General features: G+C 65.6%; 15 protein-coding genes and 1 riboswitch. Of the genes, 3 read left to right on the top strand and 12 right to left on the bottom strand.

Features of this window, described 5'->3' with window-relative positions:
- The 3 genes from BLU88_RS06850 to BLU88_RS06840 all read left to right on the top strand — a co-directional run bounded on the left by BLU88_RS06850 (position 1) and on the right by BLU88_RS06840 (position 2,159).
- The gene (locus tag BLU88_RS06850) at positions 1-1,176 is read left to right on the top strand and encodes a cysteine desulfurase family protein (protein ID WP_092011655.1); all 1,176 of its coding nucleotides are present in this window, start codon (positions 1-3) and stop codon (positions 1,174-1,176) included.
- A 152-nt stretch (positions 1,177-1,328) separates the two neighbouring features.
- Positions 1,329-1,544, top strand: a complete 216-nt coding sequence (locus tag BLU88_RS06845; protein ID WP_092011651.1) for a hypothetical protein — start codon at positions 1,329-1,331, stop codon at positions 1,542-1,544.
- 90 nt (positions 1,545-1,634) lie between these two features.
- The gene (locus tag BLU88_RS06840) at positions 1,635-2,159 is read left to right on the top strand and encodes a DUF1648 domain-containing protein (protein ID WP_092011646.1); all 525 of its coding nucleotides are present in this window, start codon (positions 1,635-1,637) and stop codon (positions 2,157-2,159) included.
- A gap of 110 nt (positions 2,160-2,269) precedes the next feature.
- On the opposite strand, the gene BLU88_RS06835 is transcribed toward BLU88_RS06840, so the two are convergent.
- The 12 genes from BLU88_RS06835 to BLU88_RS06780 all read right to left on the bottom strand — a co-directional run bounded on the left by BLU88_RS06835 (position 2,270) and on the right by BLU88_RS06780 (position 16,364).
- On the bottom strand, positions 2,270-3,010 hold the full coding sequence (locus BLU88_RS06835) for a TenA family protein (protein ID WP_092011641.1): 741 nt from the start codon (positions 3,008-3,010) through the stop codon (positions 2,270-2,272).
- A gap of 66 nt (positions 3,011-3,076) precedes the next feature.
- Complete coding sequence (thiD, locus tag BLU88_RS06830) at positions 3,077-4,027, bottom strand: bifunctional hydroxymethylpyrimidine kinase/phosphomethylpyrimidine kinase (RefSeq protein ID WP_231939655.1); 951 nt, start codon at positions 4,025-4,027, stop codon at positions 3,077-3,079.
- Complete coding sequence (thiE, locus tag BLU88_RS06825; RefSeq protein WP_092011638.1) at positions 3,942-4,700, bottom strand: thiamine phosphate synthase; 759 nt, start codon at positions 4,698-4,700, stop codon at positions 3,942-3,944. Before thiE ends, thiD begins: the two co-directional genes overlap by 86 nt.
- A complete protein-coding gene (locus BLU88_RS06820; protein ID WP_092011635.1) occupies positions 4,697-5,611 on the bottom strand; it encodes a hydroxyethylthiazole kinase in 915 nt (304 codons plus the stop codon). Before BLU88_RS06820 ends, thiE begins: the two co-directional genes overlap by 4 nt.
- Positions 5,599-5,717: riboswitch (TPP riboswitch) on the bottom strand. (Overlaps the previous gene by 13 nt.)
- A 137-nt stretch (positions 5,718-5,854) precedes the next feature.
- Positions 5,855-7,066 carry a sugar ABC transporter permease gene (locus BLU88_RS06815; RefSeq protein ID WP_092011632.1) on the bottom strand — a complete coding sequence of 404 codons (1,212 nt, stop codon included), beginning with the start codon at positions 7,064-7,066 and terminating at the stop codon, positions 5,855-5,857.
- Positions 7,063-7,887, bottom strand: a complete 825-nt coding sequence (locus BLU88_RS06810) for an ATP-binding cassette domain-containing protein (RefSeq protein WP_092011629.1) — start codon at positions 7,885-7,887, stop codon at positions 7,063-7,065. Before BLU88_RS06810 ends, BLU88_RS06815 begins: the two co-directional genes overlap by 4 nt.
- 99 nt (positions 7,888-7,986) lie before the next feature.
- Positions 7,987-9,081: a substrate-binding domain-containing protein gene (locus BLU88_RS06805; protein ID WP_092011626.1), complete on the bottom strand. Its 1,095-nt coding sequence runs from the start codon at positions 9,079-9,081 to the stop codon at positions 7,987-7,989.
- Between the two features lie 70 nt (positions 9,082-9,151).
- Positions 9,152-10,270 carry a LacI family DNA-binding transcriptional regulator gene (locus tag BLU88_RS06800; RefSeq protein ID WP_092011623.1) on the bottom strand — a complete coding sequence of 373 codons (1,119 nt, stop codon included), beginning with the start codon at positions 10,268-10,270 and terminating at the stop codon, positions 9,152-9,154.
- Positions 10,271-10,403: 133 nt separating this feature from the next.
- Positions 10,404-10,751 carry a TfoX/Sxy family protein gene (locus BLU88_RS06795; RefSeq protein WP_092011620.1) on the bottom strand — a complete coding sequence of 116 codons (348 nt, stop codon included), beginning with the start codon at positions 10,749-10,751 and terminating at the stop codon, positions 10,404-10,406.
- Positions 10,752-10,867: 116 nt separating this feature from the next.
- On the bottom strand, positions 10,868-13,393 hold the full coding sequence (locus tag BLU88_RS06790; RefSeq protein ID WP_092011616.1) for a GNAT family N-acetyltransferase: 2,526 nt from the start codon (positions 13,391-13,393) through the stop codon (positions 10,868-10,870).
- Positions 13,390-14,856: a lysine N(6)-hydroxylase/L-ornithine N(5)-oxygenase family protein gene (locus BLU88_RS06785; protein WP_092011613.1), complete on the bottom strand. Its 1,467-nt coding sequence runs from the start codon at positions 14,854-14,856 to the stop codon at positions 13,390-13,392. The genes BLU88_RS06790 and BLU88_RS06785 overlap by 4 nt, the downstream gene beginning before the upstream one ends.
- Positions 14,853-16,364 carry a pyridoxal phosphate-dependent decarboxylase family protein gene (locus BLU88_RS06780; protein ID WP_167356941.1) on the bottom strand — a complete coding sequence of 504 codons (1,512 nt, stop codon included), beginning with the start codon at positions 16,362-16,364 and terminating at the stop codon, positions 14,853-14,855. Before BLU88_RS06780 ends, BLU88_RS06785 begins: the two co-directional genes overlap by 4 nt.
- Positions 16,365-16,964 lie beyond the last annotated feature (600 nt).

The following is a 16,964-nucleotide window of genomic DNA, read 5'->3' as shown; positions in this document are numbered from 1 at the left end:
ATGACCGGTCGCCTCTACCTCGACACCGCGGCCGCGGCCCCCGTGCGCAGGGAGGCACTCGAGGCAGCCTGGCCATATCTGGCCGGTGCGTTCGGCAACCCGTCGAGCCATCACGAATTCGGGCGCGGACCAGCCGACGCCCTCGCCGACGCCCGCGCCCGGGTGGCGAAGGTGCTGGGCATGCGGGCCACCGACATCACGTTCACCAGCGGCGGCACCGAGGCGGACAACCTCGCGATCATCGGTATGGCCCTCGGGCGCCGGACTCAGGCTCGGGCCGGGAGCGCGGCGCCGCCTCAGCGACATATCGTCACCTCGCCCATCGAACACGAAGCTGTGCTCGCCGCGGTGGAATTCCTCACCCGCGTCCACGGATTCACCGTCACCGAGGTGGCCCCGACCTCCGATGGGACCGTGACCGGAGAGGCCCTGGCCGCGGCCGTGCGACCGGATACCGTGCTCGTGACCTTGGGTTATGCGAACAATGAGATCGGCACCGTTGCCGACATTCCGACCCTGGCCGGAATCGCCCATGAGGCCGGTGCCCTCTTCCACACGGATGCGGTGCAGGCGGCCGGGTGGCTGCCGCTGACAGGGCTGGGCGTCGATGCACTCAGCTTGGCCGGGCACAAGGTCGGAGCACCGAAGGGCATCGGCATCGCCGCGATCCGCGCCCGCGTCCCCGTCGAGCCCCTCATCCACGGCGGCGGTCAGGAGTCGGGACGGCGCTCGGGCACGGAGAATGTGGCCCTGGCCGTCGCGTTCGCCACGGCCCTCGAACTCGCCGAGGCGGAGCGGACCGGAGCCGCCGATCGTGTCCGGGCCATCCGCGATGAGTTCACCACCACAGTGCTCGAAGCCGTGCCCGGAGCGTTCCTCACCGGCAGCGCCGACGCACGGACTCCGAACCACGCGTCATTCTGCTTCTCGAACACCTCCGGTGAGGCGGTGCTGCTCGAACTCGAACACCGCGGAGTGACGGCTTCGAGCGGCTCGGCCTGCGCGGTCGGCTCCGACGAACCCTCGCATGTGCTCACGGCCCTGGGCATCGCCGACGAGATCGCGCAGACGAGTGTGCGCTTCACCTTCCCGTCCTCGATCACCCTCGAACAGGGAAGAGCGGCCGCGCAGTCAGTCATTGCTGCGGCCGAGAGTCTCGCCACAAGCTTCACCTGAGACCTCTCGAGCCTGCGAACGCGAGCTTCGTCTCACACCTAAGTTGATTTTGATCACCTTTGCGCTCACCAGATGGGATACCCCTTTCATTCTCCGTATTTTGGGGCGAGACTGAAAGAGAAGCATTCGCATCAGAGTGTGAGGGGGCCGCCATGGATCTGCTGATTCTGTTCATGATCGCAGTGATGTTCTCGACGATCGTTTTCTTCATCGGACGATACGCCTGCCCGAAGCATGATCGAGTGCCCCTCATCGAGGTCGACCACGTGCTCCTGTGGACCACCCTGCGCCGCGGCTGGCATGTGCTCGGATCCTTCGGTCCGCTCACTCACTACCCGGACGGTCCTGCGGGAGCCTCCCACGCCTGAAGCTGGACCGACGGCGCCGGACGGAGTCGGTTCGAGTCGAAACGCAGCGGGACCACTGCTGCTGACTGCCGCTGTTGTTAGAGTGGCAGGGTGACTTCCTCCGAACCTATTCGTCAAAGCCCTTTCGCGTCCTTCGCGGCGCTCGTGTTCGCAGTCCTGTCGATCCTTATTTTCATCGGCACTGCCGTGTGGTTTTGGATCCAGGCTCCAGACACTGTGGCCAGCCACTTCGATTCCTCGGGACAGCCCGATGACTGGTCCTCGAAGGCGGGCACGCTGGGCTGGCTTGTGCCGATCGGCGTGGGAATTCCCGTGCTCTTCTCGATCCGCTGGATCTGGGAGAAGCTGCCGATCAGCCTCATCAACATTCCGTTCAAGGACTATTGGCTCGAACGCGGGGAGCGCGCCTATCTCTTCGACTGCGTCATGGAATTCATGCGCATCGTCGGCGGGACTACGGCACTGCTGTTGACGTCAGTACTCGTGATGATCATGCGCGAGGGACGCGGAGCGACAATGCCGACGGGGATGACGTTCCTTCCCACAGGTGTATTCCTCATCATCACCGCCGCATCCCTGATCAACCTCGTCCGCCGCCTACGCCCGCCGAGGTGACCGCGCGGTCGGAGACGAATGCAGGGTCGGGAATGCTCCCGCCCTTTCACCGACGTGACCGACTCAAGGTCAGGGTCGCCTCGGCGAAGGAGATCTGATGATCCCTGGGATCAGACGGTGACGTTCTCGGGGAGGAACACGGAAACGTCCCAGTTCTGCATGGCGTGTGCCGAGGCCCAGAAGTGGAGCTCGAAGACGCAGGCCTGTTCGAAGGCGGCACGCATGCGGGCAGCTTCCTCACTCGGGGCCTTCGCGAGCTCCTGTTCGAGGACCTGCACGGCGTGGCGGGTCGATTCGTCGAAGTCCGGTGAGTCGTAGGTCTGCACCCAGGTGCGGTAGGGGTGGTCGTCGGCCATCTGGCCTGCCTGGTCGACAAGCACCTTGCCCATATGGGCGTAGACCCAGAAGCAGGGCAGGACGGAGGCAACTCCTTCGCCGTAGGAGCGGCTGGCGGCCGTGGCGACGAGGAATGACACATAGCCCAGCGTCGTCGGGGAGGCCTTGAAACGAGAACCTTCCGCGGTGAGTTCCTCGAGCGCCGAGGCGAGTCGGGTGTCGGCGAGCAGCTCTCCGTGCATCTCCTCTTCGACGGTGATCGCCTCGGCCGCGGATCCGGCCCAGAATCGGGATTCGTCACGGTCAACGGTCTTCGCGGCGAGGAACGACATCGCCTTGGCATAGCCGTTGAGGTACAGGCTGTCCTGCGAAATGTAGTTGACGAACGCCTTCGGGTCGAGGCTGCCGTCGGCGAGCTGGGCGAGGAAGGGCAGAGCCTCGATCTGCTTGACGATGGGGCGGACGCGGTCCCACAGCTGAGTGGTCAGAGGGCCTGCAGCGAAATTGACGGTCATGGGAACTCCTTTGTGCTCGTGTGATGTCGCGATTCGTGTGACGTTGCGGTGCGTGCGAAGCAGCGGTCAGGCTGGTCGGCCGCGGACGATGTCGACCTGGTGATCGACGGGCCCGTGGGCGCCTTCCGGATCCAGGCTCAGCTGCCAGTCCGCAGCCGAGTTGAGTGCGCGGGCGAGGAAGTCGAGGGCATTGCCGACGGCATCGCCGAGGAGGTCGGACCCGATCGCTGCGCGTTCGCGGGCGAGGACGGCCACCTCGGCGGTGACAGCGGCCGACAGGGTGCACCCGGTTCCGTGCGTATTCGTGGTGATCACGCGGGGGTGGGTGAACTCTCGGACCTGGCCGTCGGCGGTGGCGAGGATGTCGACGACCTCGTCCTCGCTGCCGTGTCCGCCCTTGAGCAGGACCGCGCCGGGGCCTCGTTCAAGGAGGCGTCCGGCCTGGTCACGCATGGCTTCAGCCGTCTGCGCTTCGGGTTCGTCATCGGAGATCAGCAGGGCCGCCTCGGGGAGGTTGGGGGTGATGAGATCGGCGACGGGCAGCAGCCGGTTGCGAACGGCGTCGATCGCCTCGGTCTCGAGGAGGCGGTGGCCGGAGGTCGCGATCATCACAGGGTCGACGGTATAGAAGCCGAGACGACCTTCGGCGGCACGGGCGACGACGAGTTCGACGAGTTCACGGCTGCCGAGCATCCCCGATTTCGACGCGTCGACGGGCAGATCGTCGAGTACGGAGTCGAATTGGTCGGAGACGAAGTCGACGTCGATCGGGTAGACGCGAGACACCCCATGTGTATTCTGTGCGACGAGGGCCGTGATGACGGTCGTGCCCATCGTCCCCCGCGCGGTGAAGGTCTTGAGATCGGCATGGATTCCGGCACCGCCGGAGGGGTCGGTGCCGGCGATGGACAGGGTGATCGGGGGCGGGCCGTCACTGATCGCTCCCGGTGAATGCGGTGAGCAGCTCCTCGGCTGCCGCCTGCGGGTCGTCGGCCATGCAGATCGCCGAGACGACACAGATCCCGATCAGCCCACGCCCTCGCAGGTCAGGGGCGCGCCCGGCGTTGATGCCGCCGATTGCGACCGCGGGGATGCCGGCTTCTTCGACCAACTCGCCGAGGCGGTCCGGTCCGATTCCGTCGGGTGCGTCGGCTTTCGTGGAGGTGTCATAGACGGGCCCGATGCCGACGACGTCGACGACTCCGGAGTCACGGGCGGCGGCGAATTCGTCGCTGTTCGCGGCTGAGAGCCCGATGAGCGGTGCCGCACCCAGGGCGGCACGCACCTCGGCGACGGTGGCGTCGGTCTGGCCGACGTGGATGTGCACGTTCTCGCCTTCGTCGATGAGGCGGCGGGCCACCTCGACGCGGTCGTTGAGGACGACGGGGACCGTGCGGTCGGTGCCGCGGGTGGCGGCGTCGACGGCGGCGATGACTTGGCGGGTGAGCGAGTAGAAGTCACCGTCGTCGATGTCCTTGTCGCGGACCTGGACGATGCCCACTCCCCCGGCGACGGCGGCCTGCGCAGTCTCGGCGACGCTGCGCCCGGCTGCTTCGCATTGGGCGGAGTCGGTGACGAGGTAGAGGCGCGTGTCGATTCCGGCGAAGCGGTCGGTCGCGCCGTCTCGGTCGTTCACGGTCGCGCCGTCGTCAGCCGGGTTGTCAGCGATGTGCGCGGATCCGGCGGTCATGCCTGGACGCCTTCGCCGAGAGGAAGGGTGTCGAGGCTGATCGCGGCCCGTGCGAGTCGGTCGCCGTCGACGGTGTGGAGTGCGTCGAGGAAGTTCACCGAGTAGCTGCCCGGTCCCTTCGCGCCGTCGGCCGCGAGTTCCCCCGCGACAGCGAAGTGGGCGTGGGCTGCGACGACGGCCTCGAACCTCGCCGAGGCGGCTCCACCGTTCGCGGACTGTTCAGTGGCGTTGACGGTTGAGGCATCGGCTGCGGGGTCGGCGAGGCCCGCGCGGACGGAGGCCAGGTAGGCGACGGTGACGGCGCCGAGTGAGCAGCCGGTCCCGATGACCAGCGGCATGAACTCGTGGCCGCCTGAGATGCGGGCGACGTGGTCGGTCCCGTCGATGTGGGCGACGACGGCGTCGGTGGGTCCGGACACGGCAACGATGGCGCCGGTTTCTCGTGCCAGCTTTGCTGCGGCGGGAAGGACGGCATCGACATCATCGGTGGAGTCGACTCCGCGTCCGCCGAGTCCGACTCCGGCGAGCGCGGCGACCTCGGAGGCGTTGCCGCGGACTGCGGTGGGGTGATCGGCTGCGGCGCGGCGGATGCGGGAGGTGCGGAAGTCGACGGCGCCGATGCTCACGGGGTCGAGGACCCAGGGTTTGCCGGCGGCATACGCGACGTCGATGGCGGCGTCGGCGGCGAGCAGCTGGTGGTTCGAGGCGGTTCCGAAGTTGACGAGGACTCCGCTGGCGATGCCGGCGAACTGTCCGGCGTCGGCTTCATGGTCGAGCATCGCCGGGGAGGCGCCGATGGCCAGGAGCACATTCGCGCTGAACTGCTGCACGACGGTGTTCGTGATGCATTGGATGAGTGGATTGCTGGCGCGCAGTCGCGCATTCGCAGAACGCAGGTCGAAGTCAACCATGACGATCCCTTCGCTAGTATGGCCCAGATCAGGTTCGATGGGTGTTCTCTCAGCCTCGCCGATCTCCGCCTGGGCGGATCCTCATGAGGCACCCCATGTCAATGGCTCCGACTGTATCAGCCCGCCCGGACACGGGCGACTCCTCCAACCTGCAGAACCGCCGAGCGGACCCCGTCGCGGTGAAACCACCTCCGGTTCACGGTGGTTTCACCGCGACGGGGTCCGCTGAGCGAAGAGTCACCGCTACCCCCGCCCGACGTACCTCTGGCCGCGGCGGCTGAGCGCATCGATGACGACGGCGGTGAGCAGGACGAGTGCGGTGATGATCTGCTGCGCATCGGAGTTGAAGCCGATGAGGTAGAGACCGTTGTTGATCGCGCCGACGACCAGAGCACCGAGCACAGCAGCCCAAGCGGTACCGCGACCGCCGAAGAGCGAGGTGCCGCCGATGACGGCTGCGGCGATCGCGTTGAGCAGATCCTGCGTGCTCACCAGCGTCGATCCCGCATTCGTCGTCACGCCGGTCTTGATGAATCCGAACAGCGCGGCCAGCACACCGGCGGCCATGAACACGCTGATGCGCACCCACGTGACGCGGATACCGGCACGCCGAGCGGCTTCGACCTTGCCGCCGACGGCGTAGATCGAACGGCCGTAGCGGGTCTTGCGCAGGACGAGGTCGATGATGATCGCGATGACGATCATGAGGAAGAACGGCATCGCCAGACCGAAGTCCTGGTTGACGAGGATGAGGAAGCCGAACACGATCGCGGCCAGCAGCACGATGCGCACGATCACGGAGGTCCAGCTCGGAGCGTTGAGACCCTCGCGGTGGCGGCGCATCTTCGAATAGATGATTCCGCCGCCGAAGCCGATGATCGCGATCGCTCCGAAGATATAGGCCCAGATCGCTGGGAAGTAGAAGCTCGCGAAGTCGAAGGCGAAAGTGTCCGACATCGACAGGTTCTTCTGCGTGCCCAGGGTCGTCAGCGTCAGACCGGTGAAGGCAAGCAGACCGGCTAGGGTGACGACGAAGGCGGGAATGCCGACGACTGCGAAGAACCAACCTTGGATCGCGCCGACGATCAGCCCGAGCAGCAGCATGATGATCAGAGCCATCACCGGTGGCACACCTTGCCGCACCACCAGGACACCGAGCAACGAGGCGGCCAGACCACCCAACTGCGCCAAGGACAGGTCGATCTCACCGAGGAGCAGGATGAGGTTGATGCCCAGTGCGAGGATCGCAAGGAACGCGACCTGGGTGGAGAGGTTGACGAGGTTGGCCGGTGAGATGAAGTTCGAGTCGGCCGATTGGAAGACGATGACGATGACGACGAGGGCGAGGATGACGGGGAACGAGCCCAGCTGCCCCTCTTTGACCCGTCGGACGAACGTCCCCACGATGCCTTCGGACGAGATCCGCTCATCGGTGATGAAGGAATTGCGGGTCATCGGCGCTCACCCCTCCGTGCGGCGCGTTTGGTCACGACATTGTCGCTGGCTCCGGTGATCGCGGCGACCAGCACATCGGTTCGTTCGTCTCCGGGGAAGTCACCGGCGTCCTTGCCCAGGCGCAGCACGTGCACCCGGTCGCACACGGCCTGCACATCGGCCATATTGTGGCTGACGAGCAGCACGCCGAGATCCCGTTCCTTCAGCCGTTCGATGAGGTTGAGCACCTCGGCCGTCTGGGCGACACCGAGGGCGGCCGTCGGCTCATCGAGCATGACCAAGGACGGTTCGCCGAGGAGGGACCGGGCGATGGCGACGGTCTGACGTTGGCCGCCGGACAGGGCCGCGATCGGTACGCGCACGCTCGGGATCTTCGCCGACAGACTCCGCAGCAGCTCCCATGATTTGGCTTCCATCGAGACTTCGTCGAGCACCCCGCCGCGAGTCTTCTCATGCCCGAGGAACAGGTTGGCCACGACGTCGAGGTTCTCGCACAGTGCCAGATCCTGGAACACGGTGGCCACTCCGGCCCTCTGCGCATCCTTCGGGGACGAGAATCTCTGCGCCGTCCCGTTCATGATGAGCTCGCCATCATCGGCGGCGTGGACTCCGGCGATGACCTTGATAAGTGTCGATTTGCCGGCGCCGTTGTCGCCGACGAGGCCGACGACTTCGCCGCGACCGACGCTGAGGTGGATGTCGGTCAGTGCTTGGACGGCGCCGAACCGTTTGTTGATTCCGCGCAGTTCGAGCACTGGCTCGCTGTCACTGCCCGGCGTCCGCGTCGCTGCGGATTCCGGGTCGGGTGTCTCTGATGTCATCTGTTCCTACTTGTCGCAGTCGTTGAACCCGGCAGCCGGCGACCGGTGAAGGTCGCCGGCTCAAGGTCGGTCACGTCAGATCATGAACGCGCATGCGCTCTACTTCACGCCGGCATCGGCACAGAGCTTCTCCACCTTGCCGGTGCAGATGTCCTCGGCCTTGATCTGATCGCCGACGATGTCCTTGATGGTGTCGGTGGTGACGACCTTGGCTTCGACGAAGTCCGTGGGGGTGTCTTTGTAGGTCGTTCCTGCATCGACCTCTTCACCCGCGGCCAGTGCCACGGCGGCCTTGGCTGCGAACTCGGCCTGCGGCGGAATCGACTTGTAGATCGTGGCGTACTGGTCACCCTTGAGGATGTTCTGCAGTCCGTCCACCTCGGCGTCCTGACCGGTCACGACGGGGTCGACCTTGGCCTTCTTCGTTGCGGCGATGACACCGCCGGCGGTGCCGTCGTTGGCCGAGTAGATCGCGATCGGCTTCTCACCCTTGCCCTGCAGCTGACCTTCGACCCACTGGCGGGCGTCGTCGGGGTTCCAGTCGAGGGTGTCATGGCTGGCGGCGATGTCGACGCCTGCACCCTTGAGCGTCTCTTCCGCGCCGGCCTTGAAGTCCGCGGCGTTCGGGTCCTTCGGATCGCCGTTGACCATCCAGACCGGTCCCGACTTCGGATCGACCCCGGCGTCCTTGAGACCGTCGAGGACCGCTTGGCCCTGGAGGTTGCCGATCTTCTTGTTGTCGAACGAGGTGTAGTAGTCGGCGCCTTCGAAGAAGCGGTCGTACGAGATGACCGGGATCTTCTTCGCTTCGGCCTTCGACAGCGCGGATGAGACGGCGGAGGCGTCGACGGGGTCGAGGACGATGGCATCGACGCCCTCGGTCACGGCTGCCTCGACCTGTTGCTGCTGTTGGGTCGCATCCTGATTCGCGTTGCGGTATTCGACCTTCGCATCCGGGTTGGCCTCTTTGACGTATTTCTCGAAGTTCGGTTTGTCGAGCGACTCGTACCGGGTGGTCTTCGACTCGGGCAGGAGCAGCGCGATGGTGACGTCCCCGTCGCCGCCGGATCCGCTGTCGGCCTCGTCGTTACCTTGGCCTTTCTGATTGCCGCAGCCGCTGAGCGCAAGAGCGCCGATCGCGACGGAGGCACCGAGGAGCGCCAGCTTCTTGTGGGACGTAAGGTTGTGCCTCATTGTGAACCTTTCACTCATTCTGACAACGTTGTCAGGCTGTTGAATATGATTCGCTGAACGTCGCCTGCTGTCAACTGTTTCGGCAAAAGTTTTCAACGGGTGTCTGGAGGCTCCTCACCGCTGCCACGAGCGATGACGCGCAGCTCATAGTCGAAATCGGACGCTCCCACTTCGATACGATCGCGCCCGCTCGGCCCCGCCGCGGTCGACCCCTTCCCCTCGCCGAGGCGGCCCCGCTTCTCCCGGAATTGCTGGGTTCCGCGCCGGCCCTCAGTCGTCGGACCGCCGCGGCGGCGAGGGATTCGACGTTGCGATCGACGACGGTGACGTCGAGGAGTTCGGCCGTGGGGAAATCGTCAATACCCACCAGGGCCGGCCATTCGCCGAGGCGGCGGCAGGCGTCGATGGCACCTTGGGTCACAGTGGACGACAAGGTGATGAGGGCGCCGGGAGCGTTGCGAGTTCCGAGCCAGGCGGCAACGACGTTCTTCGCGCTGGCTTCGTCGTGGGTGTCTTCGCGCATATAGGCGCGCCAGCCGACGCCGCGGCGACCGGCGATGGCGTCCTGGATTCCCTGCAGTCGGCGGGTGGTGATGAGGCTGGGCGAATGGTCGCCGATGACGCCGAGTGCCATGTGTCCGTGAGCGAGCAGCTGTTCGGCCGCGAGGCGTCCCGCTTCACGGTCGTCACCTGCAACGATGCTGATTCCGGGGCCGTCGACGGCGGGGTCGAGGGAGACGATCCGGGTACCCGGAGCCGAGGCGGCTCGGGCGTAGGTCTCGGCCGCCTCGGGGTGGGCGCGGATGACGATGAACCCGGTCAGGTCATTGGCGAGGCATTCGTCGAGGAAGGCTTCCTCCCGGTCGGGGTCGTCACCGACCACTGTCACCACCGGGCGCAGATCGAGGGCCGCAAGCTCGGCTTCCACGGCGGCGAAAGCACGCGCCTGGAAGGCGTCCCCCGCATCGGAGAGGACGACGCCGATATAGGGTGAGCGGCCCCCGGCACGCAGGCGCCGGGCCGTGGAATTGAGACGGAATCCGAGTTCCTCCGCGGCGGTTTCGACCTTCTCAGCGGTCGAAGCGGCCACGTGCTTTTCGCCGTTGAGGACGCGGGAGGCGGTCTTGATGCTCACACCGGCACGTTCGGCGACCGTGGCCAGGGTCGGCCGGTCGTTTCGCTTCGCCATGTGCGCACCTTTGAGTCTGAGAACCGGTCCGTGGGTCTGCGCCTCGACGCGCAGGCAACCGTTGGAATGATACTAACCGCTGAAGTGAGGGATGAACGCAGTCACCGAGGCGAGGTTCAGTTCCGCTGGCCCGTCACCGCCCGGTTGAAGTCACTTTCCGGTTGAAGTCCATCGCTGCCTCGACCCAGAACGCCAATGCCACTTCGTCCTCGATGGCCTCAGCGGAGGCCTCGATCCAGCCCGGTCCCATCTCACGCCCGGTTCCCATCTCGGCCTGACGCGCACCCGGTGACTCAAGAAGTTCATCGTGCCGATCTGCATCGACTCGCACCAGCAGATCGCCCGTCTTGCCCGCGCTGACGATCATCTTCCCGTTGACCATGACTGCTCGGCCGCCGAACATCGAGACCTCTCGGACACCTGGCTCGTCGGCAACGAGCGCACGAACGCGTTCGACGAGGTCAGACTGGGCAGGAGTCATTGCGTGCTCTTCTCTGGTCTGTGCTGCAGCAATGGTCGACTTCACTGTGAATAGTACTCGCCGAGGTGGGACATCCTTCCGGAGTCCCACCTCGGCGAGGTTGTTGTCAGTTCGGCTCAGCCGGCCACGGGGTTGGGCATGGTGCCCGCGTAGAGCAGAGATTCAGCTTGGTTGCCGATGTCGACCATCTGCTTCGTGTTCTTCAGCTGCAGCCGGTTGAGGCACGAATGAGCAAAGTGTTCGGCGTGCAGATCGACGTCGCCGCTGACCCCGCGTGCAGACTCCGGGTGCTCTGCTTCGTAGTCGTCGAGGCTCTCGGCGACGATCGCCCAGAACCGATCGACCGGCAGCAGTCCGTCGGTGTCGAGGATGCCCGACAGGTGGCGCAGCACCCCGTCGAACATGTCGGTGAAGACCGACAGCGCTTTCTCTTCCCCCGACACCACGGCGCGGATGCGTTCGACGTCGGCAGGCAGTTCGCGATGGCCGAGCACGGCGACCTCCTCACCGATGTCCTTCATGAATGCCCCGGTCACCGTGTGTTCGTCGAGGACGAGGATGAGGTTCTCCCCATGCGGCATGAACACTAGATCGTGCGCGAGCAGAGCATGTACAAGCGGCTTCAGATAGGCCCGCAGGTAGCTGCGCACCCACGCCGCGGCGCTCAACCCCGAGGCATTGATCAGCTCGGAGGCCAAGGACACGCCTTGGTGATCCCGATGCAGCAGCGCAGCCATTGTGATGAGCCTCTGGCCTGGAGCGATCTTCTCGACGGGGTTTTCCCGCCACAACGCAGCGAGCATCTTCCGGTGCGGGTTCGTCTCCTTCGTCCGGTGGTACACATCGCCGGTGTAGCCGAGTGCCGCACGCTCCCGCAGCACTCGGAAGCCGGCCGCGGTGAAGGTGTCGTCGGAGGCGATGAGGTCAGCGACCCAGTCGTTGATGGCCGGGGTGTCGCGCATGTACTTCGGCGACAGCCCGCGCAAGAATCCCATGTTCTGCACGGCGAGCGCAACCTTGACGTAGGGCGCCCCGGTCCGCGAATGATTGAAGAACGTGCGCAGGGACTGCTGCGCCTGGTGCTTGTCGAGCCCCTCACCGAGCGGCAGCAGATCACCGCGGGCGATGTCAGCGGCGAAGGTGATCGCCAGTCGGTGATCGGCCTGCCACGGGTGTATCGGCATGAGGTGGAAGTCCGCCGGGTCCTGCCCCGCCGCCCGGATCCGGGAACCGAAGAGGTCCCTTTCGGCTTCGCTGAGCGCCTCACCGAGGTGGCCCTCCTCGTCGAGTCCCGAACCTAAGGAGAGATGGCTGAGTTCGCGCCGCACCGCCACCCATTCGATGCGATTGAGTTCGCCGTTCTCCGGTGCCCACGTGCGGAAGTCGCTGAGGCCGAAGCCGATCCGACCGTTGTTCGCGAGGAACCCGGGGTGGCCTTCGGTCATGGCCGCCTCGGTGGTCTGGAAGTCCGCGTCAACGAGTGTCTGTGCATCCGGTCTGCGCCCGGCTCGGGCGTCTTCGAGTTTGAACGCGGCCCCGGCCAGGGTCGATGCGAGTTCCTCGAGGTAGGTGGAGATGAGGTCCTCTGGGATGGAGAGTGCGTCTTGGAGTTCGACGACGAGTTCCTGCGCGTCGAGCGGAATCTCGGATCCGTCGCGCCACCGGGTGATGCTGGCTTCGTCGATGACCCAATGTTCGAGCGGCAGCACACGCGCGGTGAAGCTGTATCGGCTGGCCCCGTCGATGCTCAGTTCCCAGGTCTGGTCTTCCTCATTCGCCGAGGCTGCTCCCCCGCCCGCATGTGCGTGGCCGTTCGCGCCGGCTCCCTCACTCGCGCCCACGCTCACCGGATGGATGAGTCGTTCGTGGGCGAATTCGGACAGGGCTTTGGCGACGAGGTGGCGCTGCACGACGGCGAACGCATCGGAGTTGAGATGGGCGTACGGTGCCGGTGGCGTTGCGGACTTCCGGCCCGGGCGCGGTCCGGTGGGCCCCTGGACACTGTCCGATTCCCCGGCCTCAGCGACGAACGGCGTCAGTGCGCTGGCCTCGAAATCCGCGCGGGTGCATACGCTGACGAGCGCGCGTTTCTCGATCTCGCCCATCATGATGGTCGCCTCGGTGATAGGAGTGAATCCAGCTGCCCGGTTCTTCTCAATGATCGCGTCATTTCGCGCATCGGGTTCGACGACAACGCACTCGGCACCTCGTCCTCCCTGGTCAACGGGCTTCAAGCAGAAGTCGATGACCTCTGCCATGATGCGGTCGGTGAGTCCGTGCACGGCAGGCCCTGCCGGTGGCGCGACGAGCAGGTGCATCCCGATGTCGCCGGGCCCGGTAGCCAGGACGTTCTGCGGGATGAGGCTGTCGGGAGTGTAGGTCTCGACGTAGAAGCAGTCGTCTCCGTCGACGGATCCGACCCAGCCGGCGTCGTCTGCGGAGTCTCGGATGCCTTCCAGGTAGGCTCGGATTTCGGCCTCGTCGAGCTCGGTCATCATCCAGTAGTGCGCACGCGGATGAGTCAGCCATTCGTGGATTCGGGCGGCGTCCCGGTCGACGTCGAGCGCGCGGATGGACACTGTCGCCGAGGCGGCCGTGAGCTTCACGTCGGTGCGCGATTCGGTGATGAGTTCGGTGGTCATGCGTGTGTCATCTCCTTGGAGTCGTCGAGTGCGAAGGCGGCGGAACCGGCCGCGGAATCATGGTCGATTGAACCAGCCGCGGAGCCGGCGTCAGTCGAGTCCGCGGCTGTCAGCGCGGAGGCGTCGGATTCGTCGGCAGGCACTCCGAAGGTCTGGAAAGCGATGGTCCGTTCGATCGGATAGGGTTCTCGACCGGTCACCGCGGCCAGCACCACCGAGGCCCTCCACGGCCCGAAGCCCAGGTCAGGGGCGGTGACGCCGTGGGTGTGCTCTTCGCCGCCCACGACGTGGATGGTGCCCTCGTCGTTGATCGTGTAGTGGCGGCTGACGTCGAGGCGGCCTCGGGAGTCCAGACGGATATCGTCGCCGAGGGGGCTGAGGAAGTCAGGCACCTGCGACTTAAACCCGGTGGCCGCGACGACCGATCCGGACCGCCTGGTGAAGGTCTTGTCCAGCGCCGTGTTGCGGAAGCCGAGCAGAAATTCGCCGCTGATCGGATCGATGTCGGCGGTTTCGAGTTCGGCTTCGGAGATGAGGTTCGTCAGCAGCCGCCGACCGCATCGGCTGAGTCGATAGAGAGTGTCGTGGATGTCGTCGACGAGGTCGGCCGAGATGCCTTTGTACAGGGTGCGCTGTTCCCGACCGACGCGTTCGCGCAGCTCATCGGGCAGGGCTCGGAAGTGGTCGGTATATTCCGGGGAGGTCATCTCCAGCGTGAGCTTCGTGTACTCCATCGGGAAGAACCGCGGCGAGCGGGTCACCCAGTCCAGCCGCACGCCTCTGTCTTCGGCATCGTCGATGAGGTCGCGGTAGATTTCGGCGGCGGACTGGCCGCTGCCGACGATCGTGATCGCCCCCGATTCGAGCAGCGCCTCTCGATTCTCGAGGTAGTCGGCGGTGTGGATGAGCGGGCCGGCCGTGTCAGCGTTGCCGTCTCCGCTCACCCCCTGCAGCGCGGGCGGCAGCACCGGCTGCGTTCCCACTCCGAGAACAAGGTGCCGGGCTCGGTAGGTCTCGGTCGTCACGATCGATCCGGAGTCGTCGGCCACCTCGGTGAGGGCGGTGAACACACCGTCCTCCTTGGTTACGGACACGACGCGGCGGTTCCATCGGAGCGAATCCAATTGGGCTGCGACCCACCGGCAGTACTCGTCGAATTCGGCGCGCAGGGGGTAGAACGATTCGCGGATGTAGAAGGGGTAGAGTCGCCGGCGTTCCTTGAGGAAGTTGAGGAATGAGTACGGCGAGGTGGGATCGGCCATGGTGACGAGGTCGGCGAGGAACGGCACTTGGATGGTCGAGCCTTCGATCATCATTCCCGGATGCCAGCGGAATTCCGGCCGCTGGTCGACGAAGATCGCGTCGACGTCGTTCAGCGGTTCCGACAGTGCAGCCAGGCCGAGGCCGAAGGGCCCGATGCCGACTCCGAGGATGTCGTGGATGTGCGTGGAATCTGCGCTCATGCTGCGCCTCCTTCTGTTGCTGCACACTCGACGTCCGCGGCGCCCTCGAGTTCTCGGCCGGCGAGGATGCCGTGACCGGTGGCGCGGACGAGGTCGAGCACGGCGGTGATGTCATCGATGCTGGTGTCGGGGTTGAGCAGAGTGAGTTTGAGCCATGGTCGGTCGTCGATGACGGTGCGGGCGATGGCGGCGCGGCCGGAGCGGAAGAGGACGCGGCGGATGAGTGGCACGAGTTCGTCGCAGGTGACCTGGTCCGCGGTCGCCGGGGTGAATCGGAAGAGCACCGTGGACAGGTCCGAGGCGCCGAGCACCTCGAAGTCCGGCTGGTCTTCGAGCAGCGCCCGGACGTCGGTCGCGAGATCGCAGACGGTGTCGATCATCGCTCCGATCTCGCGTGCGCCACGGGCCCGCAGCGTCGTCCAGAGCTTGAGCGCGTCGAAGCGCCGAGTGGTCTGCAGCGACTTGTCGACTTGGTTCGGTTCGGCGTCGGCGGTCTGCGCTTCGGCTTCGGGATTGAGGTAGTCGTGGTGGTGGATCGTCGGTGCGAACAGGCTCGCGTCCCTGATCAGAAGCGCTGAGGAGGACACGGGCTGGAAGAACGTCTTGTGGAAGTCGATGGTCACCGAGGTGGCTTCGGAGATCCCGTCGAGCAGGTGGGCTCGTTGTGGGGCCCAGAGCAGTCCGCCGCCGTATGCGGCGTCGATGTGCAGCCACACGTTCGCCGATGCGCAGACTTCGGCGATGGCCTTCAGCGGGTCGATGACTCCGAGGTCGGTGGTTCCGGCGGTGGCGACGACGGCCATGGGGATCTGGTCGTTCGCTTCGATGGCGAGCAGGCTCGCGTTGAGCGCTTCGGCGTCCATGCGGCCGGCCTGGTCGGTCGGGACGGTCACGACCGCCTCGACATCGAGGCCGAGGAGGAATGCTGCGCGGGACACGGAGAAGTGGGCCTGATCGGTCGCGAGGATCCGTAGCCGGGACAGTTGGTCACGGCGAGTGGGCCCGCCCAGGCCAGAGCCGCCTCGGCGAGGTTCGGAATCGTCGGGTTCGTTGGCGCGATCGGTCAGCCCGGCGAGGACGTTTTCGCGGGCGAGGAACAGCGCCTGGAGGTTCGACTGGGTGCCTCCAGAGGTGAAGATTCCGTCGCCGCCGGCGAAGCCGAGGTGCCCGCAGGTCCAGTCGATGAGGCGGCGTTCCATGAGGGTGGCGACTTCGGATTGGTCGTAGGTGTCGACCGAGGTGTTGATGGCGGCGAGCATCGCTTCAGCGGCGACAGCGGGCACGGCCACGGGGCAGTTGAGGTGGGCGACGTAGCTGGGGTGGTGGAACCACACGGCGTTCTCGGCGTAGAGGGCGTCGACTTCGCGCAGGGCTTCGGCGTTGCCGACTCCGGCGGTGTCGAGGTCGACGGCGTCGACTGCGGCCTGCAGTCCGGAGCGATCCTTCGCCGAGGCGGCGCGCTCAGTGGTGCGGAACCGTTCGCCGAGTGCGTCGACGACGTTGTGCATGAGCGACGTGTATTCGTCTGCGCTGTGCGCGCCGAGGAGCGCATCAGTGTGGGGAATTTCGGGGGCCTGAAGGGGTGCTGAGGTGGGTGTCTCTTCGGTGTCGTAGAGCAGAGAAGTCGTCACTGTGAGGTTTCCTCCTTCGATGATGCGCACCGCGAAGCGCGGCTCGCATTAGGGAAACCTACCCTAACTTTCTGCACTGACGAAGAGAGTATTCGCAGGCACAACGACTACGGGCATCGTGTCTTCACCGGGCCGGGCAGTGCCCGCGCCCAGGTTTCACGCGGCAAGGAGGCTGTTCGCACTACGGGTGTATCGGACCGAATAGCATCGAGTGGTCTTCGTCACATCGGGGCGTGTCATCCAGCATCGTGAGACAACCGAGGGCGATCGCCGCCCGAGCAAACATAGGTCACCTTCGGATACTTCTGTCGCCGGAAAGTATCCGATAGCGACCTATTCTCGGCTCCCCAGTGTCCGAAAACGACCGACTCTCCACACACTCCGCCACCCACACCACCGGCCAGAGACCTCCACAGCAAAGCCACACACCAGAAAAGCCGCAGCCTCCGCGCACTCGCGGAAACTGCGGCTTCTCAC

This window comes from Brevibacterium siliguriense (assembly GCF_900105315.1).
Lineage (GTDB): Bacteria > Actinomycetota > Actinomycetes > Actinomycetales > Brevibacteriaceae > Brevibacterium > Brevibacterium siliguriense.
This window is presented reverse-complemented; position numbering and strand designations above follow the sequence as displayed.